This window comes from Chryseobacterium gilvum, assembly GCF_025628965.1.
GTDB classification, from domain to species: Bacteria; Bacteroidota; Bacteroidia; order Flavobacteriales; family Weeksellaceae; genus Chryseobacterium; species Chryseobacterium gilvum.
The window spans coordinates 36,964-56,618 of record NZ_JAOTEN010000005.1 but is presented as its reverse complement, the minus strand read 5'-3'; the positions used below and the strand labels follow the sequence as shown (position 1 = coordinate 56,618).

Annotated in this window: 16 protein-coding genes; 14 read left to right on the top strand and 2 right to left on the bottom strand. The window is 37.2% G+C overall.

Going from position 1 to position 19,655, the window contains the following annotated elements; translation table 11 throughout:
* The first annotated feature begins 32 nt into the window (after positions 1-32).
* The 7 genes from N0B16_RS13170 to N0B16_RS13140 all read left to right on the top strand — a co-directional run bounded on the left by N0B16_RS13170 (position 33) and on the right by N0B16_RS13140 (position 5,784).
* Complete coding sequence (locus N0B16_RS13170) at positions 33-551, top strand: YceD family protein (RefSeq protein ID WP_262991414.1); 519 nt, start codon at positions 33-35, stop codon at positions 549-551.
* Between the two features lie 70 nt (positions 552-621).
* On the top strand, positions 622-828 hold the full coding sequence (gene rpmF / locus N0B16_RS13165; RefSeq protein WP_262991413.1) for a 50S ribosomal protein L32: 207 nt from the start codon (positions 622-624) through the stop codon (positions 826-828).
* A gap of 123 nt (positions 829-951) precedes the next feature.
* Entirely contained in the window at positions 952-1,434 is a 483-nt protein-coding gene (accB, locus tag N0B16_RS13160; protein WP_262991412.1) for an acetyl-CoA carboxylase biotin carboxyl carrier protein, read from the top strand.
* 92 nt (positions 1,435-1,526) lie between these two features.
* On the top strand, positions 1,527-2,882 hold the full coding sequence (gene accC / locus N0B16_RS13155; RefSeq protein WP_262991411.1) for an acetyl-CoA carboxylase biotin carboxylase subunit: 1,356 nt from the start codon (positions 1,527-1,529) through the stop codon (positions 2,880-2,882).
* Positions 2,883-2,983: 101 nt separating this feature from the next.
* Positions 2,984-4,234 (top strand): ornithine--oxo-acid transaminase, encoded by a 1,251-nt coding sequence (rocD, locus tag N0B16_RS13150; RefSeq protein WP_262991410.1) that lies wholly within the window; start codon positions 2,984-2,986, stop codon positions 4,232-4,234.
* Positions 4,235-4,282: 48 nt separating this feature from the next.
* The gene (locus tag N0B16_RS13145; RefSeq protein WP_262991409.1) at positions 4,283-5,041 is read left to right on the top strand and encodes a glycosyltransferase family 2 protein; all 759 of its coding nucleotides are present in this window, start codon (positions 4,283-4,285) and stop codon (positions 5,039-5,041) included.
* Positions 5,038-5,784: a polysaccharide deacetylase family protein gene (locus N0B16_RS13140; protein ID WP_262991408.1), complete on the top strand. Its 747-nt coding sequence runs from the start codon at positions 5,038-5,040 to the stop codon at positions 5,782-5,784. The genes N0B16_RS13145 and N0B16_RS13140 overlap by 4 nt, the downstream gene beginning before the upstream one ends.
* Here N0B16_RS13140 and N0B16_RS13135 read toward each other — a convergent pair.
* Positions 5,781-6,860: a glycosyltransferase family 4 protein gene (locus N0B16_RS13135; protein WP_262991407.1), complete on the bottom strand. Its 1,080-nt coding sequence runs from the start codon at positions 6,858-6,860 to the stop codon at positions 5,781-5,783. The genes N0B16_RS13140 and N0B16_RS13135 overlap by 4 nt on opposite strands.
* Positions 6,861-6,921: 61 nt before the next feature.
* Here N0B16_RS13135 and N0B16_RS13130 point away from each other — a divergent pair, with 61 nt between their 5' ends.
* The 4 genes from N0B16_RS13130 to N0B16_RS13115 all read left to right on the top strand — a co-directional run bounded on the left by N0B16_RS13130 (position 6,922) and on the right by N0B16_RS13115 (position 11,480).
* Positions 6,922-7,896: a WaaS/CpsH family glycosyltransferase gene (locus N0B16_RS13130; RefSeq protein ID WP_262991406.1), complete on the top strand. Its 975-nt coding sequence runs from the start codon at positions 6,922-6,924 to the stop codon at positions 7,894-7,896.
* Positions 7,897-7,898: 2 nt separating this feature from the next.
* Positions 7,899-8,879 (top strand): glycosyltransferase, encoded by a 981-nt coding sequence (locus tag N0B16_RS13125; RefSeq protein ID WP_262991405.1) that lies wholly within the window; start codon positions 7,899-7,901, stop codon positions 8,877-8,879.
* Positions 8,880-8,971: 92 nt separating this feature from the next.
* On the top strand, positions 8,972-10,477 hold the full coding sequence (gltX, locus tag N0B16_RS13120; protein WP_262991404.1) for a glutamate--tRNA ligase: 1,506 nt from the start codon (positions 8,972-8,974) through the stop codon (positions 10,475-10,477).
* A gap of 46 nt (positions 10,478-10,523) precedes the next feature.
* Positions 10,524-11,480: an acetyl-CoA carboxylase carboxyltransferase subunit alpha gene (locus N0B16_RS13115; RefSeq protein ID WP_262991403.1), complete on the top strand. Its 957-nt coding sequence runs from the start codon at positions 10,524-10,526 to the stop codon at positions 11,478-11,480.
* A gap of 38 nt (positions 11,481-11,518) precedes the next feature.
* On the opposite strand, the gene N0B16_RS13110 is transcribed toward N0B16_RS13115, so the two are convergent.
* On the bottom strand, positions 11,519-12,211 hold the full coding sequence (locus N0B16_RS13110; protein ID WP_262991402.1) for a DUF6759 domain-containing protein: 693 nt from the start codon (positions 12,209-12,211) through the stop codon (positions 11,519-11,521).
* A gap of 148 nt (positions 12,212-12,359) precedes the next feature.
* On the opposite strand from N0B16_RS13110, the gene tsf reads away from it, so the two are divergent.
* The 3 genes from tsf to N0B16_RS13095 all read left to right on the top strand — a co-directional run bounded on the left by tsf (position 12,360) and on the right by N0B16_RS13095 (position 19,621).
* Positions 12,360-13,187 carry a translation elongation factor Ts gene (gene tsf, locus N0B16_RS13105; protein ID WP_262991401.1) on the top strand — a complete coding sequence of 276 codons (828 nt, stop codon included), beginning with the start codon at positions 12,360-12,362 and terminating at the stop codon, positions 13,185-13,187.
* A 193-nt stretch (positions 13,188-13,380) separates the two neighbouring features.
* Positions 13,381-16,722, top strand: coding sequence for an FIDD domain-containing protein (locus N0B16_RS13100; RefSeq protein ID WP_262991400.1), 3,342 nt, complete (start codon positions 13,381-13,383; stop codon positions 16,720-16,722).
* A 79-nt stretch (positions 16,723-16,801) separates the two neighbouring features.
* Positions 16,802-19,621 carry a T9SS type B sorting domain-containing protein gene (locus N0B16_RS13095; protein ID WP_262991399.1) on the top strand — a complete coding sequence of 940 codons (2,820 nt, stop codon included), beginning with the start codon at positions 16,802-16,804 and terminating at the stop codon, positions 19,619-19,621.
* Positions 19,622-19,655: the final 34 nt, after the last annotated feature.

The following is a 19,655-nucleotide window of genomic DNA, read 5'->3' as shown; positions in this document are numbered from 1 at the left end:
AAAAAAAATGCATATTTTTGCACACTCATTTTATGGACAGGTTAAGAAACTATGATATAAGCTTTTCCGGACTAAAAACCGGTAAACACGAGTTCAGCTTTGAGATAGATAAAGAGTTCTTTCAATTATTTGACACTGAACAGGAATTTACAGATCCTAAGATCAATGTACATGTTTTTTTAAATAAACATACTACATTTTTAGAATTTGAGATTAAGGTAAAGGGAACAGTAGAATTGGTTTGTGATATCACTACCGATAACTTCAGTTATCCTATTGAAAACGAGATTGGTATTTTGGTAAAATTCGGGGAAGAATATGATGACAGCGAAGAAGATGTGATTACCATCCCTACGAATGACCATGCTTTCAATGTATCACAACTGATTTATGAAATTGTGGCCCTATCAATACCTATGAAAAAAATATCACCGAATATCAGTGATGAAGATTTAAAAATACTTGAACAGTTCAGTCCAAAAGAAATTGAAATAGAAGAGGAAGTAGACCCGAGATGGGAAGCTTTGAAGAAATTAAAAGATAAAAATTAAAAATAATTATAATATGATGAGATGATGCAAAGATTCTCATCGCTCATCAAATTAAAAAAGTTATTACAAAATGGCACATCCAAAGAGAAGACAGTCGTCCACAAGAAGAGATAAGAGAAGAACTCATTACAAAGCAACAGTTCCTCAATTAGCAAAAGATGCAACAACAGGAGAAATGCATTTATACCACAGAGCTCACTGGCATGAAGGAAAATTATATTACAGAGGTAAAGTAGTATTGGAAAAAACTGTTGAAACAACTACAGAAGAAAACTAAGAGCTTTTATCTGAAAAAACTCTATTTAATACAAAAAACCACTCATTTTAATAAAAATGAGTGGTTTTTTGTTGCTTTTTGTCTTTTTTTGGTATCTTTGACGCCAAATTAAATATCAATTTTATGGACATTAAAGACATACAGAATCTTATTAAATTTGTATCCAAAGCTGAAGTTTCAGAAGTAAAATACAAAACTAAAGATTTCGAAATTACTATTAAAACCCCGCTTGGAGGGAATGAAGTAAGCTATGTTGCACAACCTGCAATGTATCATTCTGCGGCTCCTCAACAAGCTGCTCCTGCACAAACTCCTGCCGTTGCACCGGTTTCTGCAGAACAGACAGAAGCTGCTTCCGATAGTAAATATGTAACAATTAAATCTCCAATGATCGGAACTTTCTACAGAAAGCCATCTCCAGATAAAGATGTTTTCATCAACGTAGGTGATGAAGTTTCAACCGGAAAAGTAGTGTGCGTTATCGAAGCAATGAAATTATTTAACCAGATTGAATCTGAAATCAGTGGAAAAATCGTAAAAATTTTAGTAGACGATGCATCTCCGGTAGAATATGATCAGCCTTTATTCTTAGTAGACCCATCTTAAGGAATTTTAGATGAAAGATTATAAATTTTAGATGACTTGTTTCATTTAAAATAATTTAAAATTCAAAATTTAAAATTTAAAATTTCAGAGAGATGTTCAAAAAAATATTAATTGCCAATCGTGGCGAAATTGCAATGCGTATTCTGCGTACTTGCAAAGAAATGGGAATCAAAACCGTTGCAGTCTACTCGACTGCAGACAAAGACAGCCTTCATGTGAGATTTGCTGATGAAGCAGTTTGCATTGGCCCGCCAATGAGTAAAGATTCTTATCTGAGAATTCCAAGCATTATCGCAGCCGCAGAAATTACCAATGCCGATGCTATTCATCCGGGATATGGTTTCCTGTCTGAAAACGCTAATTTTTCAAGAATTTGCCAGAAAAACGGCATCAAATTCATTGGTGCAAGTCCTGAGCAAATCGAAAAAATGGGTGACAAGGCAAATGCAAAAGCTACTATGAAAGCGGCAGGTGTACCATGTGTACCGGGTTCAGAAGGATTAATTGAGTCTTACGAACACGCGGTAAAAACTGCAGAAGAAACAGGATATCCTGTCATGATCAAAGCGACCGCAGGAGGAGGCGGAAAAGGAATGAGAGCGGTATGGAAAGCAGAAGACCTTAAAGATCATTGGGAATCTGCCATTCAGGAAGCTGTTGCAGCCTTCGGAAACGGAGGAATGTATATGGAGAAACTGATTGAAGAACCGAGACATATCGAAATTCAGGTTGCAGGTGACCAGTTCGGAAAAGCTTGCCACCTTTCTGAAAGAGACTGTTCCGTACAAAGAAGAAATCAAAAATTAACCGAAGAAACACCTTCACCATTTATGACCGACGAGCTTCGTGAGAAAATGGGTGAAGCAGCCGTGAAAGCAGCCGAGTTTATTGGATATGAAGGGGTCGGAACAATCGAATTCCTTGTAGACAAGCACAGAAATTTCTATTTCATGGAAATGAATACGAGAATTCAGGTGGAGCATCCGATTACTGAGCAGGTCATTGATTATGATTTGATCAGAGAACAAATACTTTTGGCAGCAGGAACCCCTATTTCAGGAATCAACCATTATCCTAAATTGCATTCTATTGAATGCAGGATCAATGCGGAAGATCCGTATGCTGATTTCAGACCTTCTCCGGGAAAAATCACAGGATTAAACATTCCAGGCGGACACGGAATCCGAGTGGATACGCATGTATATTCAGGATACACCATTCCTTCCAACTACGATTCTATGATTGCAAAATTAATTACAACGGCACAAACCCGTGAAGAAGCGATTGCAAAAATGAAACGTGCCCTGGAAGAATTCTACGTAGAAGGGGTAAAAACAACCATTCCTTTCCACAGACAATTGATGGAAGACGAAAGATATCTTTCAGGAAATTACACGACAAAATTTATGGAAGATTTTGTAATGGATAGAAAATATGAAAATCACTAAGATTTTTTTTAAATACAACAGAAACTGCTTCATTTTGAAGCAGTTTTTTTGTATTCGCCTTTTTCGTATTAAATTATTAACTTTGCCAAAATCCTTATTTTATGTCAACAGCAGAACAAACAAAAAATTCACAATATTTCATCGAACTTGAAGAAAAGCACGGTGCTCACAATTATCATCCGCTTCCGGTGGTTTTGGATAAAGGTGAAGGTGTTTTTGTTTGGGATGTGGAAGGCAAAAAATATTATGATTTTCTTTCAGCTTATTCTGCTGTAAATCAAGGACATTCGCACCCAAAAATTGTGGAGGCTTTGGTAAATCAGGCTAAAAAACTGGCATTGACTTCAAGAGCGTTTCATAATTCTGTTTTAGGGGAATATGAAAAAAAGATTACCGCTCTTTTTGGTTTTGATAAAGTGTTACCAATGAATTCCGGAGCGGAAGCAGTAGAAACAGCCGTAAAATTAGCCCGAAAATGGAGCTATGAAGTAAAAGGCATTGCTGAAAATGCAGCGAAAATTATCGTTTGTGAAAACAATTTTCATGGAAGAACAACCACGATTGTTTCTTTCTCCAACGATCCTGATGCCAATAAAAACTACGGTCCGTTCACGCCCGGATTTATTAAAATTCCTTACAATGACCTTGCTGCACTGGAAGAAATCTTAAAAAATGACGCTCAGAATATTGCCGCATTTTTAGTGGAGCCTATTCAGGGAGAAGCCGGAGTGTATGTTCCGGATGATCATTTCCTGAAAAACGCTTCTGAACTGTGTAAAAAATACAATGTCCTTTTTATTGCGGATGAAGTGCAGACCGGAATTGCAAGAACCGGAAAACTCATCGCCTGTTATCATGAAGAGGTACAACCGGATATTCTGATCTTAGGAAAAGCACTTTCGGGAGGGATGTACCCTGTCTCGGCAGTTTTGGCGAATGATGAGATTATGAATGTAATTAAACCAGGACAGCATGGTTCTACCTTTGGTGGAAATCCTATTGCATGTGCGGTTGCCATTGCCGCTTTAGACGTGGTTGCAGATGAAAATCTATCAGAAAGAGCTGAAGAATTAGGCCAATTATTCAGAGCTGAGATTCAAAAACTGATTGAAAAATCTGATCTCATTACTAAGGTAAGAGGAAAAGGTTTATTAAATGCAATCCTGATCAACGACACGCCGGAAAGTTCTACTGCATGGAATCTTTGCTTACAGCTTAAAGAAAACGGATTATTGGCAAAGCCCACCCACGGAAATATCATCAGATTAGCACCGCCATTGATTATTACCGAAGAGCAGCTTTTAGATTGTGTGAAAATTATTGAGAAAACAATTCTTGAATATAAAAGATAATATTAAAATATACTGAATTAAATATTTGCAGAAGTAAGTTACTGATCTATGAGTCTTTCTGTTGCCATTATTACTTTTAACGAAGAAAGAATTCTCGAAAAAACATTACGTTCGGTTCAGGACCTTGCGGATGAAATTATCATTGTCGACAGCTTTTCCGAAGACAATACTGCAGAAATCTGCGCAAAATTTCCGAATGTTACATTTTATCAACATCCGTTTGAAGGTTTCGGGCGCCAAAAAAACTTTGCCATCAGTCTGTGCAGTTCAGAATGGATTCTTTTTCTGGATGCCGATGAAATTCCTGATGAAAAGGCAAAAAAAGAAATCGCAAAAATAGTTTCTGAAGCACGAGCCGAATTTTCTGTTTATGAGATTGAGTTTAACAACATTTTTTTGGGCAAAAACCTAAAATATGGAGGTTGGGGAAATGTCAAAAGAGAACGGCTTTTTAAAAAAAATGCAGGAAAATATTCTGAAGATATTGTGCATGAGGAGTTTCTCACAGATCAGGAAAAAGGTAAATTAGAAGGCAAAATCAATCACTATACCTATAAAGACATTCACCATCATATTGAAAAATCAAATAAATATACTTCACTGATGGCCGAGAAAATGTATAAAAACGGCAAGAGGTCAAGTGTGGCTAAAATCTTATTCAAACCGTTCTACCAGTTTATCAAATCTTACTTTATACGACTTGGTTTTCTGGACGGTCTTGTGGGATATTATGCCGCCGTAACAGCCGCATTTTACACATTTTTAAAATACCAGAAACTTCACGAAATACATCGTTGCAGACCATGATAGTATTTCATTTTTTAAAAAATATTGCCGGAATTCAGCGTCATAAAAGCGTTCGTATTCTGATGTACCATCAGGTTTTACCTCAAAGTATCAGCTTTAAGAATGATCTGGTTGTCACGGCAGAAAATCTCGAAGAGCAGTTTAAATATATTAAGGAACATTTTAATCCTGTTTTTTTTAAAGATGTACAAGAAAATACATTTCTTAAAAATAAGATCATCATCACTTTTGACGACGGATATTATAATAATCTTCAATATGCAATCCCTTTGCTTGAAAAGTACAGGCTTAAAGCTACCATTTTTATCCCTACAAAACTCATTGAAGATCAAGATAATAGCTCTGAAAGATATTTGATGAAATTTGAAGAATTGCAGGCTCTTCCCTCAGAATATATAGAAATCGCGCTGCACAGTCATTCCCATACAAATTACACACAGCTGACTTTAGAAGAAGCCGAAAATGACCTGCTGAAGAATATGGAGGTTTTAAAAAAGCATCATATTCCTTTCACCAAAGTACTTGCGTATCCTTACGGAAAGTTTCCTAAAGGTAAGACTGAAAAAAAACTATTCTTCTCTATGCTTGAAAAACTGGGAATTATGGCTGCTTTGAGAATCGGGAACAATATCGAAACTTTTCCCTGGAAAAATAAATTTGAGATCAACCGAATCAATATCAAATACAGTGACAGCCTGAAAATATTTAAGTGGAAACTCAGATTGGGAAAATTAAAATTTTAAATTAGTAGAGATTCGTAAAGCTGTTCATAAGAATCTGCCATTTTTGTATAGCTGAATTCCAAGGCTCTTTTCTTTAGTTTTGCAGAATATACTTCTTTATTTGCATCATACACTTCCATACCAGACTCGTATACTTTTTTCATATTTTCGGCAGAAAAATCATCAAAATAAAAAGCCAGATCACCCCCGATTTCCGGAAGGCTCGTTAAACGGCTTAAAAATAGAGGTTTCCCGAAAAACATGGCTTCTACCGGCGGAATTCCAAAACCTTCTGCCAAAGACGGATGACAATACGATTCACAGTTCTGAAGGAGATTATACTTTTCATCATTCTCAATATTTTCCAAAATATGAACTCTTTTTTCAAGACCTAAAACCCTTATCTTTTCCAGGAATTTCTCCTTATAGTCTGATTTCGCTGATGAAGTGACCAAAACCAGGTCTCTGTCGGTTTGTGAAATCAAATCCAATAAAACTTCCTGGTTTTTCTTGGGAAATAAAACCCCGATATTGAGTATATATTTTTTATTGATAAAATGATATTCGGATTGAGACTCAAAACAATTCTGATCCGGAAAAATCAATCCATTGTAGATGACTTCAATTTTTACATTGCTTTTTAAATGAAAAAGAGACTTATTTCTTAAAAAATCTTCTTTTACAAATTCAGAAATACATACAATCGCGTCTGCATTGCCAATATTTTTCTGAACAAGAGCCGTACTTTTTCTGATTTTCCTTTCTGAGCTTTGATCGTGAAGAAAATTTAAATCATGTAGCGTTACCACTTTTTTCTGTTTGTTATGAATCCGGTGAAAATATTCTGAAAGCTGGTGTGTGGTATGTATAAGTGAAAAGGAAGATTTTTTTACCGGAAGTTTTTTCTGCCAGAATTTCCAATTAATGACCTGAAAATCAGAGCGTATAGAAGGAATATTTTTTTTGGGGCCATAAATAGTATAGGCAAATTTCTGTGTCTTTTCATCAAGCCCTTTTATCAAAGCAATGCATACGTTTGCAATTCCTGATCTTGGATATTTTAATCGCTCTGCATCGATAAGGACTTTCTTTTTCATATAAAAACCTTGCTTTGCTTCAAAAATATACATTTAAAATTAAAATCTTTATTTTTACAGGATGAAAATTTGTTTAATCAGTTTCGACTTTTGGCACTACGACGAGCATATTGTCCGCAAGCTAAAGGAAAAAGGTATTGAAGCACATCACATCAATATCGGCGCTTTCACCCACAAAAACTTCGGAGAAAGAGTAAAAAATACCTTGAGCAAAATTTTCGCAGGCAAAAATCTGAAGCATGAAAAACGACAGAATTTCATCATAGAATCTTTACATACAATAGGGAAACAGGATCAGATTTTAGTGATCAATCCGGAAGCGATTGAAGAGCGTGTACATCAGGAAATACGAAAATTTGCAAAACGAAATATTGCCTATCTCTATGACAGTATGTCCCGGAATCCGGCGCAACATATTCTTCATTTTTTCGATTCTGTTTTTTCGTTCGATGATGAAGATGTTAAAAATTTCGGATTCGAAAAAATAAACAATTATAATTATCTGAAATACATTCCTGCCGAACAGCAAAACCCTGAAAATGACTTATTTTATATTACGTCTTATGACAAAAACAGAATAAGCCGGCTCAACGTTTTAGTCAAAAAGCTGAAATACCTGTCGATACAATTCAGAGTGATTATTGCTGGGAAAAAAAGCTGGAAGCATAAAGTACAGCAAATTTTTGATCAAACAAATGCTGATATATTGACGTTTAAGACTAAAAACATTCCTCATCACGAACTTCCCGATTATTACAAAAACACAAAAGTAATTCTTGATCTCATGCGTAAAAACCAGACCGGATTGAGCTTTAGGATTTTCGAAGCCATGGCGCTGGAAAAAAAGATCATTGCAGATAATGAAACCCTTAAAAATTACGATTTTTATAATCCTAACAATATTTTGATCCTGAATGAATCGTATAATAACATCGAGCGAGACTTTTTTGATACTCCGTATGAAAAACTGCCAGAAGATATTTATCAGAAATACACTTTGGACCATTGGATAAACACCGTTTTTAAAATCAATTAATCATGAAAACTTCTGTAGCGTTATGTACTTATAACGGAGAACATTTTTTAAGAACGCAGATCGAAAGCATCTTGGATCAGACTGTTTCTATTGACGAAATTGTAGTTTGTGACGACCGTTCCACTGATGACACGCTAAAAATCCTCAATGAATATCACGAAAAACATCCCGGGCTTTTTAAAATATTTGTTAACGAGAAAAATCTGAAAAGCGTCAAAAACTTTGAAAAAGCAATTTCATTATGCAGCGGAGATCTTATATTTCTGAGTGATCAGGATGATAAATGGAGGAATGATAAAGTTGAAAAAATCACCGACTTTTTAAACGCCAACCTCAATATTACTGTGGTTGCCACCAATGGATATGCGATTAATGATCAGGATGAGTTGATCGAAAGATATTCTCTATGGGATGTTCCCATGTTTTTACGTGAAAAAAATCAGAAGCCTGATTATTTTAAAATGATTTCTAATGTGTCTAATATTGCGACAGGAGCGAGTATGGCAATAAGAAAATCTTATTTGGGGCATATTCTTCCATTCCCTGCAGTAGAAGGTCTGCATCACGATGAATGGATCGCGATGGTTTCTTCATATGAAAACAAGTTTGAGATGCTGGATGATAAATTATTTTATTACAGAGAGCATTCTTCTCAACAGGTAGGAGGTGTTTTTTTTAAAAAAACCGAAGACGACAAATTATTTCTGATTCAGTTTTTTGATTTAAGCCTTGAGCATCAGGATTTTTCATCGCTTAAAAAACTCATTAAAAAATTCTCAGTATCTCATCAGAAAACAAAAAATCTGTTGTCTAAGGTTGAGGATAAACAGAAATTCCATTTTATAGAAAAAAATCTGCCGCTTATAGAAAAAGCATACCATGAAGCTAAAAAGAGAATGGCAGAAAAATATCCCGTCCGGTTTTTTTTATTAAACCTTACCGATAAAATACTCAACAAAAGACAGCTTACTAAAAACGGCTAAATATTCTTATCTCAAAGAAAAGCAAAGATAAAACGGGTATAAAAACTAATAAAAAATATAATTTAAGTAAATTTGCACCAAAATTTGATAAAATGGGGAAAGTGAGAGTCCGTTTTGCACCCAGTCCTACAGGACCGCTGCATTTAGGAGGAGTGAGAACTGCATTATATGACTATCTTTTTGCGAAAAACCAGGGTGGTGATTTTGTATTGAGAATTGAAGACACCGACACGGCAAGATATGTGGAAGGTGCGGAAGAATACATTGAAGAAGCCTTGGAATGGTGCGGAATCATCCCGGATGAAAGCCCTAAAAAAGGGGGGAAATTTGCCCCATACAGACAATCGGAAAGAAGAGACATTTATGACCGGTACACGAAACAGATTTTAGAAACCAACTATGCTTATCTTGCTTTTGATACATCAGAGGAGCTGGACGCCATACGTGCTGAATATGAATCAAAAGGAGAAGTGTTTTCTTATGATAACCAAACCCGAAACCGCCTGAGAAACAGCATTGCGCTTTCTGAGGAGGAAGTTCAGAGATTACTTGACGAAAAAACACCGTATGTTGTCAGATTCAAAATGCCGGTTGACAGAACCTTAAATCTGGTAGATATTATCAGAGGAAATTCTGCGGTAAACACCAATACTTTAGATGATAAGGTGCTGGTAAAAAACGACGGAATGCCTACTTACCATTTTGCCAATATTATTGATGATCACGAAATGGAAATCACCCACGTTATTCGGGGTGAAGAATGGCTGCCTTCTTTAGGTTTGCACACTTTATTATATGAAGCCATGGGTTGGGAAGCACCACAGTTTGCTCATCTTTCATTGATTCTCAAACCCGAAGGAAAAGGAAAACTAAGCAAAAGAGACGGGGATAAATTCGGATTTCCGGTATTTCCCTTAGATTTCAAAGATCCTGAAACCGGAACGGTTTCCAAAGGATACAGAGAAAACGGTTATCTTCCGGATGCATTCATCAATATGGTTGCATTATTAGGCTGGTCTCCCGCAAACGATAAAGAAATTTTAACTTTAGAAGAAATGATTCAGGAATTTGATCTTCATAAAGTTCACAAAGCCGGTGCGAGATTCAGTAAAGAAAAATCAGAGTGGTTTAATCATCAGTATATCCAGTTAAAATCAGATGAAGCATTGCTGCAGATCGTAAAAAGCTCAGGTTTAAACCTCAATATCGAAGATGAAAAACTGTTAAAGATTATTCACCTGATGAAAGAACGAGCAACCTTCCCTAAAGATATTTATGAAAACGGAAAATTCTTTTTTGAAGCGCCTGTTTCTTATGATGAAAAAGCATCAAAAAAAGCGTGGAATGATGAAACTTCAGACATTTTAAAAGATTTTGCCCAAAAATTGGAAGTCACAGAATTTAATTCGGAAGCCTTGAAGCAGCAAATCCACGATTTTGCCGAAGATAAAGGTTTAGGAATGGGTAAAGTAATGATGCCGCTACGTTTGGCATTGGTGGGAGAACTGAAAGGTCCTGATGTTCCGGATATATTGGAACTCATTGGAAAACAGGAAAGTATCTCCAGAATAAACAATGCAATCAATAATTTCTCATAAAATTTCATTATTTTTCATAAATTTGAAAGATTAATTTACTTCAAGAATGGAATATTTAAGTTTCGAACTCCCTATACAAGAACTGATGGATCAGTACCAAACCTGTTCACTGGTAGGAGAAGAAAGTGGTGTTGATGTAAAATTAGCATGCAGCCAGATCGAAGATAAGATCATAGAAAAGAAAAAGGAAATCTACGGAAATCTTACGCCTTGGCAAAGAGTACAGCTGTCCCGTCATCCGGATCGTCCTTATACGATAGACTATATCAACGGTATGGTAGATAAAGGAAGTTTTCTGGAGCTGCACGGAGACAGAAATTTTGCAGATGATCCTGCCATGATCGGTGGCCTGGCTACGCTTGACGGCCAGAAAGTCATGATTATCGGTACTCAGAAAGGCAGAACAACCAAAGAAAGACAGTACAGAAGATTCGGGATGCCGAATCCTGAAGGATACAGAAAAGCTTTGCGACTGATGAAGCTTGCTGAAAAATTCAGAATTCCTGTAATCACTTTGGTCGATACACCGGGAGCTTATCCTGGTTTAGAAGCTGAAGAAAGAGGACAGGGAGAAGCCATCGCCAGAAATATTTTTGAAATGACGATGCTCAAAACCCCGATTTTCACCTACATTATAGGTGAAGGAGCAAGTGGCGGAGCATTGGGAATTGGTGTCGGAAATAAAGTATACATGCTTGAAAACACTTGGTATACCGTAATCGCACCGGAAAGTTGTTCTTCAATTTTATGGAGAAACTGGGAGCATAAGGAAGATGCTGCAAACGCGCTGAACCTTACTCCAAAAGATGCTTTAAGAGAAAAGTTCATAGACGGAATCATTGAAGAACCTCTTGGAGGCGCCCATTATGATCCGGAAACGACATTCCTCAATCTGAAAAGCTCCATTTTACAAAACATCAAAGCGTTTTCAAAATTTACAGGAAAAGAACTGGAAACCCAAAGACAGGATAAATTTATTGCAATGGGTCAGTTTAAAGGATAATAAAAAAAGCTAAGAACAATTTCTTAGCTTTTTTTGTTTTAATCAGACACATTCAACTCAAGCTCGATATCTTTCGTAATCTTCTTGAGGGAAGAATATTTTGCATCACACACCATGGTTGTTAAAATATATTCTCCTTTATCAATCAGGATAAAATTCTGCCCTTTTGCCGGAACATCGAGATTATAATATTTTTTGCCGCTGATTTTTACAATCAGTCTGCAGTTGGATTTATTTTTAATATTGATATATGCTTCCTTATCACTTGGGTCATTATTAAAAAGGTGAGTGAGCATCGCTGCAGTCTTTTTGCTTTTCTCGCTGGGTTCAGATTTTTTTACAGCTGTCCCTGTACTTGCAAAACTAACATCTCTTGCGGGTGTCGCTGCTTTTGAATTTGATGCGGCCGGTTTGTTAAGTTCACTATTGCTTACAATTTTTGCAATCTTATCTTTACTGATCGGTTTGATCGTCGGTTTGGCTTCCGGTGAATTATCTGCCATGATGAGATCGATCAATCTTCTTTTCAGTTTATCGGTTTTAGCATGACCCGGGTTTTGCTTCAAAAAACCTGCGATAATTCTCGCTTCATTGGTACTTTCTGCTTCAGCTTCAGTATATATAATCGCGGTCTCCTTTTCGGCCACTACTTTAGATTTAGCTTTTTTCTTCTTTTGGGAGAAGCCCAGACTGAATATGCATAAGAATATAATTAGAAATATTTTTTTCATTAAACGGAATCTTTTAAAAAATTATTAAATAAATACTATAACGTGAAAACTCGTTTTTTAGTTTATCATTAAAATCATTATCTTTGCACAGCTCAAAAATAAACGATTAAAGTTAATCCTAATTTAAATAAAAAAAATAATAAATATTATGTCTTATACACCAGCTGCTGCAGACGTAGCAAAATTGAGAAACCAAACAGGTGCAGGTATGATGGACTGCAAAAAAGCTTTAGTTGAAGCAGAAGGAGATTTCGAAAAAGCAGTAGATATCCTTAGAAAAAAAGGTCAGAAAGTAGCGGCTAACAGAGCAGACAGAGAGTCTTCTGAAGGTGCTGTAATCGCAAGAGTAAACGAAGATAATACTTTAGGTACGATCATTTCTTTAAACTGTGAGACTGATTTTGTTGCTAAAAATGAAGCTTTTATTGAGTTAGCGTACGAATTGGCTGAGATGGCTGTTTTTGCTGCAACTAAAGAAGAATTGTTGGCTACAGATTTCCACGGAGTAACTGTTGCTGAAAAATTAATCGAGCAAACTGGGGTAATCGGTGAAAAAATCGAGATCGGTGCATTCGAAAGAATCACAGGACCTTACTTAGGCGCTTACATCCATGCCGGAAACAAAATTGCTGCAATCACTTCACTTTCTGCAAAAGTAGACGGTGCAGACGAAGCTGCAAAATCTGTTTCTATGCAGGTTGCTGCCATGAACCCTATTGCGCTTGACGAAACGATGGTTTCTCAGGAGACAATCGATAAAGAATTGGAAATTGAAAGAGAATTACTGACTAAAGAAGGAAAACCTGCCAATATTATCGATAACATCCTTAAAGGTAAAATGCAAAAATTCTACAAAGAAAATACTCTGGTACACCAGTCTTTCATTAAAGACGGCGGGATGTCTGTTGCTGATTATGTAAAATCTGTAAACGGAGATCTTAAAGTAACAGGATTTGTAAGAGTAAGCTTAACATAATCTTTCTTTTATTATACAATATAATCCCGGTGGAAATTTCTACCGGGATTTTTTATGATGGTATTGCTATATTAATTTTTTATGACCTGTATCTTAATTTTATGATATTCCTAATGCATCAAACGATAGATTAAAAAATTTATGTAAAAATTTGATTATTAATGCTTAAATTTGTCGCCCTTCAAATTTAGGCATGAAAAAATTTTTACTAAGTATCTTTACATTTCTTTGTGTAGTCGTGAATGCTCAATTGGATACGGATCATTGGTTTGCTCCAATGGCGGCAAGAGCCGGTACCAATGGGTTACAAAGTTATTTGTACCTGTCGACAAATGAGGTTACACCTTTTTCCGTACAGATTTATAACAGCAATACGCTTTATACCACCGTACAGATCAGTAAAGGAAACCCTCAGCAGGTCGATATCCCCGGTAATTTTTTACTGGCTACGGATCAGTCTGATATTCTGACACCCAATTCTATGGGAATGTATGTGAAAGGGCCGAAGAAATTTTTTGCCAATTACCGTTTTTCGGTCACCAATCATGCTGAAATTATCACCTCAAAAGGCTTAGCCGGATTAGGAACAAAATTTTATGCCGCTATGGCTCCGCTTACAGCGGGTGAATTTTATATCAATTCAACAATTGGCGTTACTGCCACTGAAGACAATACAAACGTTGTGGTTTCCGGTTATGATCCTGCCGTGGTTTTTTCTGACGGAACCTCTTCTGCTACCAAAACTTTTACCCTGAATAAAGGCCAGTCTTACATTCTGGATGCCATAAGCACAGATGGAACCGCCAATTTTGACGGATTGGTAGGCGCTAAAATTGAATCTACAAAACCCATTTCTGTAACCAATGGTAATTTTAACGCCATTTATACCAATCAGAATTTTACCAATAATGATATTCTGATGGATCAGGCTGTCCCTACAGACCGGCTCGGTAAAGATTTTGTTGTGGTAAAAGGAAACGGACCTGCAACATCGGGAATGGAAACGGTTTTAGTGATTGCTACCGAAAACAATACTCCTGTTAATGTAAACGGTGTTTATTCTGGAGTTACATTGAATGAAGGAGAATATTTTATGGTTCCCGGAGCGGCCTACAACAATCAGGGGAATAATAATTACAACATGAGTATTTCTTCAACGAAAAATATTTATGTTTATCAATTACTAGCAGGTGTTTCCACAGGGACCATCTACGCAACCGGAGGATTTAATTATATTCCGCCATTGAGCTGTTTTTTACCTAATAAAATTGATGAGATCGGTTTTATCAACCGGATCGGTTTTCAAACGTACAATACTAAACTTAATATTATTACCCAAACCGGTGCAACAGTTACCATCAACGGGAACCCGATTATTTCGGCAAACGGACCTTATCCGGTAACAGGAAATCCGAATTGGGTATCCTACTCTATCCCGAATATTACGGGAAATGTTACCGTAAACTCTACAAAATCTGTGACAGCAGGTATTACCGGTGGAAGCGGCGCGGTAGGATATGGCGGTTATTTTGCGGGATTTTCTTCCGTTCCTTCGATTTCAAAAACCGGGGATTGTTATACCGGCGTTATTTTGCAGGTAGATAATACATATGATGCCTATCAGTGGTTTCTGAATGGAAATCCTATTCCCGGAGCAATCTCCTATTCTATCAACCCGGAATTGTATGGCGCAGGAAATTACACGTGTTTGATTACTAAAAACAACTGTGATTCTAAACTGACAAATCCGTACGCGTATACGGTTTGTCCTCCTATATCTACAACGACATATACGATAGGATCTTGCAACACAAAAGTAATCACCCCCGTTTTTACAGCTTCTACACAAATGGTTACCCCAGCAAATACCAGCATCATTGTAGCGCCTACTTCAGGAACGGCAACAATTAACCCTGCAAACGGACAGATTACCTATACTCCTAATCCAGGACTCACCACAGATACTACCGATACCTTTACTTATTACATCCAGGGCAATGGCAATCCTGCTGATTTTGAATATTTTAAAATCAATATGAATATTGATGTTTTACAGACTAATAATGCTACGCTTACTTCGTGTACCAATGCTTCAGGAAGCGGAACATTTAACCTGACCAGCGCAGGGGTCACCCCGGATGCGGGAACTACTGTAAGTTATTTTTCTGATGCGGCATTAACACAACCGATTACAACTCCGGCCGCTTATAATTCCGGTTCAGGGATAGTATATGCAAATGTGACTTCAGCGTATGGCTGTTCAAAAACAGCTCAGATTACTTTGACATTAAGCCCTGCTCCCAACATCAATACGGCAAATTATAATGCCAGTCTTTGTGATGATAACTTTGACGGAATTATCAGCGTCAACTTTACAACGGTTACTCCGCAGATTGTTTCGAATTCTGCTAATTTTAATGTAAGATACTACCTCGTTCAGGCAGATGCCACCGCGGGAAACAACAATACACTTCCTTCTAACTGGACTTATACTTCCAATACTACAGTTTACGTAAGAGTAGACAGCAATAACAATTGTCCTCCCGTATTTGGGCAGATAAATTTCACAGTCGGAAATAAAATACCCTTACTTACCACACTTGTTAACACACAAGTGTGCGATACTGATCTGAATGGTTCTGAAACAGTCAATCTCAATGATTACAAAAACCAGTTTACTGCTGATCCTGCAGTGGTCCTAACTTTTCATTCAACATTAGCCGATGCACAGGCTGGTGTAAATGCAATAGCTGCTTCACAGATTATCACAACCACCAGTACTTTTTATGTAAGATTTACAAGCCCTACAAGCTGTCCCAATATAGGAACCCTTAAAATCACTTTGAAAGCCGGGAAAAAATCTGATGTTTTAAGAGATCAGGTGGTCTGTTCTGGTGAGCAGGCTGTTTTGGATGCAGGCTCCGGATTTACATCTTATCTTTGGAGTACGGGTGCCACGACACAGACCATCAGTGTTGGTGCGGGGAATTATTATGTAGATTTAGGGTTTAATGGGTGTATATACAGACAAACCGTAACGGTAACCACCGCACAATCTCCAACGATCACGAGCATTGTGGTAACAGGACCTAATGCAACTGTTAACGTTTCCGGCGGAACAGCACCGTATCAATACTCGCTGAATGGCTATGATTATCAGACTTCTAATATTTTTACAGGTTTAACAAGAGGAATTCATACGATATATGTTTTGTCGGCAGACGGCTGTCAGCCAGTACGCAAAGAATTTTTAGTTCTGAACCTCATCAATGCTATTACTCCTAATGGTGACGGAAGGAATGATGTACTGAACTATTCTGATTTAAGGATAAAACAAGATGTAAGCATCGAAATAGTAGACAGATACGGGGCAGCAGTTTATAAATCTTCAGATAAAAATTATATCTGGGACGGAAAATCTGCCGGAAGAACTCTTCCAACAGGTACGTATTGGTATATTCTGAAATGGATTGAGCCGGATACCAAATTACCAGTTTCGTACTCGGGATGGCTTTTAATTAAGAATAGAGAATAATCTTTCAACATTCTTTAAGATTTATTAACAATATATTAAATTTTGTTTTAATTTTGTAGAAATCCTAATTCAATTTCACATGAAAAGATTTCTACTCAGTTTTATATTATTTTTCTGTACCGCAAGTACGCTTTTTGCACAAAGAGATACAGATCACTGGTTTGCACCATATTATGATGTTTCGGGTAGCTCATACACCAACGCATTATATTTATCTACCGATTCTGTAACCCCATTTGTTGTTACCATCTACAACGGTACAGGGAGTACGGTGGTAGGAACATCAACGATCAGTAAAAACAATCCGCAGGTATTTACTTTACCGGTTACGGCCGGAGTTGACTTGATAAGAGCCAGCTCATTGACGGATGCCTTTACCAATATTACAAAAGGGCTGTACGTAAGAGGGGATAAACCTTTTTTTGCTACTCTTAGATCTGCGGTAAGTTCTCATGGTGAAATTGTGACCAGCAAAGGAAAAGCTGGAATCGGGAAATTATTTTATGCCGCTTATACACCGACCAACTTTACTGGAAATAACTTTACGGTAGGTATTCTTGCCACCGAAGACAATACAGTAGTGACGACCACATGGACTACTGCCGGATTGGTATTTATCAATGGAAATCCTACAGGAACCACTCATACGATCAATTTAAATAAAGGGCAATCTTTCATTTTTTCAGGAAATACAACCACAGTTGCCAACAGAACCGGATTTATCGGGGCTAAAATTGTTTCTGATAAACCCATCAGTGTAACCAATGGTAACTCAAATGGTAATTTTGGAGCAGGCAGCAGCTCAGGTTCAGATTTAATCTTAGATCAGTCTGTTCCGGTGGAAAGATTAGGAAGCACTTTTGCAATGGTAAAAACGAGATCGACTGAACCGAGTGAAAACATGGAAGGTGGAATTGTTATTGCTACAGAAAACAATACCCAGATATTTGTAAATGGATCTACAACTCCTCTGACCACTTTGAATGAGGGCCAATTTTACAGAATTGATGAAACAAATTATGTAAATCAAGGCACAAACGGACACGCCAATATGTTGGTGACTGCCTCAAAAAATATTTATCTTTATCAGTTAGTCGGAGTAGGATCAGCCAATAATACGGGAGGATATAATTTTATCCCGCCTTTAAGCTGTTTTTTACCTCGTAAGATTGATGAGATAGGGAAAATTAACGAAATGCCTACCATTGGAAGCGGCGGGATCAATGTCAAACTGAATATCTTGACCGAAGCAGGAGCGACTGTAACTGTAAATGGTGTCGCACCTACTGCTGCACAGGGACCATATCCTCTTACCGGTAACGCAACATGGGTAACATACGCTGTTGAAAACATTACAGGGAATGTTACCATTGAATCCAATAAGGCAGTAACTGCCGGAATTAACGGAGGATACAGCACCGCAGGATATGGAGGATATTTTGCCGGATTCTCTTCGATCCCTATCATTTCTAAACAAACGGGAGAATGTGTACCAGGAATTATTCTTGAAGTGGATGACAGCTATGATACTTATCAGTGGTTCTTAAATGGTGTTGCCATTCCGGGAGCGACCTCACATACCTTTACACCAACTGCTGCAGGAAACTATACTTGTAAAGTGACCGTAGGAACTTGTCCGCCGGTTACAACACCTATCTACAAGGTATATCCTTGCTTGAAATTAACTACGAAATCTTTAAATATCTGTGGAACGACTTTAATTGTACCTGCCTTTACGAGCTCAACCCAAAGTCCGGTTCCAAGTACGGTAATTATCCTTACACAGCCTACCCATGGTACTGCCACTCTGAATACCTCTACAGGAACTATTACCTATGTACCGACAGCGGGATATTTAGGACCAGATAAAATCGTATACAGATTCTGCGGGAATGCCACTGAATTTACGGATTGTGAAGAAATTACCTTAAATTTAAATATTGTTCCATTTGTTGTAAATGATAAAACATTGACCTCATGTAACTTTGCTGATAAAGCGGTATTTGATTTAACATCGGCAGCGGTAACAACCTACAATGCAGCTGTTAAAGTATTTTACCCGACTTTAAATGATCTGAATACCAATCAAAATATCATTACCAATCCTACAACGTATCTTTCCGCAGGGGGCTTTGTGTATGTAAAAGTAACCACAGCCGAAGGATGTTCTGCCAACGCAAAAATTACGCTGATTGCGATTCCTATTAAAAAATCGCCGACATTGGTTGATAAATACATTTGTATTGATGACAGAACAGATCTAGATGCAGGTCCTGGTTACAGCAGCTATTTATGGAATACAGGAGCAACAACACAAAGCATTCAGGGCGTTCCGGTAGGAGAATATTGGGTGAAACTTGAAAATAACGGATGTTTTGTAACACAGATCGTCAACGTGAAGAAAACTCCGGATCCTGTAATTACCTCTATTGAAATATCAAACACGACTGCAACAGTGATGGTAAACGGCGGAAAAGCACCTTATAAATTTGCTGTTGACGGAATTACCGTTTGGCAGGATTCAAATGTATTTACCGGTCTTTCCAGAGGGCAGCATACATTCTATGTAAAAGACGCATATGACTGTACCCCAACCTCTACAGAAATTACGGTTCCTAATTTATTGAATGCCATTACTCCAAACGGTGATAATGTAAACGATTTTATCGACTACAGCGAATTATCTTATAAACTGAATCTTACTTTTGTAATCTACGACCGATACGGGAACAAGATATTTACGGGAGATAAATTCAACGATTATAAGTGGGACGGGAAGCATTTTGACAAGAAAATACAGACCGGAACATATTGGTATCATATCAACTGGAATGAGCCGAATGCCGCGAAGACTCCAATAAAATATACCGGTTGGATCTTGGTAAAAAACAGAGAATAATTCAATATAAACTACAAAGCCACGATAAATAATT

What these genes read in the sequence shown, in the direction of transcription:
- N0B16_RS13130 (WP_262991406.1), top strand. Translation starts at nt 6,922, where the DNA reads ATGAAAATTTGTTTAATCAGTTTCGACTTTTGGCACTACGACGAGCAT.
- N0B16_RS13135 (WP_262991407.1), bottom strand. Translation starts at nt 6,860, where the DNA reads ATGAAAAAGAAAGTCCTTATCGATGCAGAGCGATTAAAATATCCAAGA.
- N0B16_RS13095 (WP_262991399.1), top strand. Translation starts at nt 16,802, where the DNA reads ATGAAAAGATTTCTACTCAGTTTTATATTATTTTTCTGTACCGCAAGT.
- tsf (WP_262991401.1), top strand. Translation starts at nt 12,360, where the DNA reads ATGTCTTATACACCAGCTGCTGCAGACGTAGCAAAATTGAGAAACCAA.
- N0B16_RS13170 (WP_262991414.1), top strand. Translation starts at nt 33, where the DNA reads ATGGACAGGTTAAGAAACTATGATATAAGCTTTTCCGGACTAAAAACC.
- N0B16_RS13140 (WP_262991408.1), top strand. Translation starts at nt 5,038, where the DNA reads ATGATAGTATTTCATTTTTTAAAAAATATTGCCGGAATTCAGCGTCAT.
- N0B16_RS13100 (WP_262991400.1), top strand. Translation starts at nt 13,381, where the DNA reads ATGAAAAAATTTTTACTAAGTATCTTTACATTTCTTTGTGTAGTCGTG.
- N0B16_RS13115 (WP_262991403.1), top strand. Translation starts at nt 10,524, where the DNA reads ATGGAATATTTAAGTTTCGAACTCCCTATACAAGAACTGATGGATCAG.
- accB (WP_262991412.1), top strand. Translation starts at nt 952, where the DNA reads ATGGACATTAAAGACATACAGAATCTTATTAAATTTGTATCCAAAGCT.
- N0B16_RS13145 (WP_262991409.1), top strand. Translation starts at nt 4,283, where the DNA reads ATGAGTCTTTCTGTTGCCATTATTACTTTTAACGAAGAAAGAATTCTC.
- accC (WP_262991411.1), top strand. Translation starts at nt 1,527, where the DNA reads ATGTTCAAAAAAATATTAATTGCCAATCGTGGCGAAATTGCAATGCGT.
- rocD (WP_262991410.1), top strand. Translation starts at nt 2,984, where the DNA reads ATGTCAACAGCAGAACAAACAAAAAATTCACAATATTTCATCGAACTT.
- N0B16_RS13125 (WP_262991405.1), top strand. Translation starts at nt 7,899, where the DNA reads ATGAAAACTTCTGTAGCGTTATGTACTTATAACGGAGAACATTTTTTA.
- gltX (WP_262991404.1), top strand. Translation starts at nt 8,972, where the DNA reads ATGGGGAAAGTGAGAGTCCGTTTTGCACCCAGTCCTACAGGACCGCTG.
- N0B16_RS13110 (WP_262991402.1), bottom strand. Translation starts at nt 12,211, where the DNA reads ATGAAAAAAATATTTCTAATTATATTCTTATGCATATTCAGTCTGGGC.
- rpmF (WP_262991413.1), top strand. Translation starts at nt 622, where the DNA reads ATGGCACATCCAAAGAGAAGACAGTCGTCCACAAGAAGAGATAAGAGA.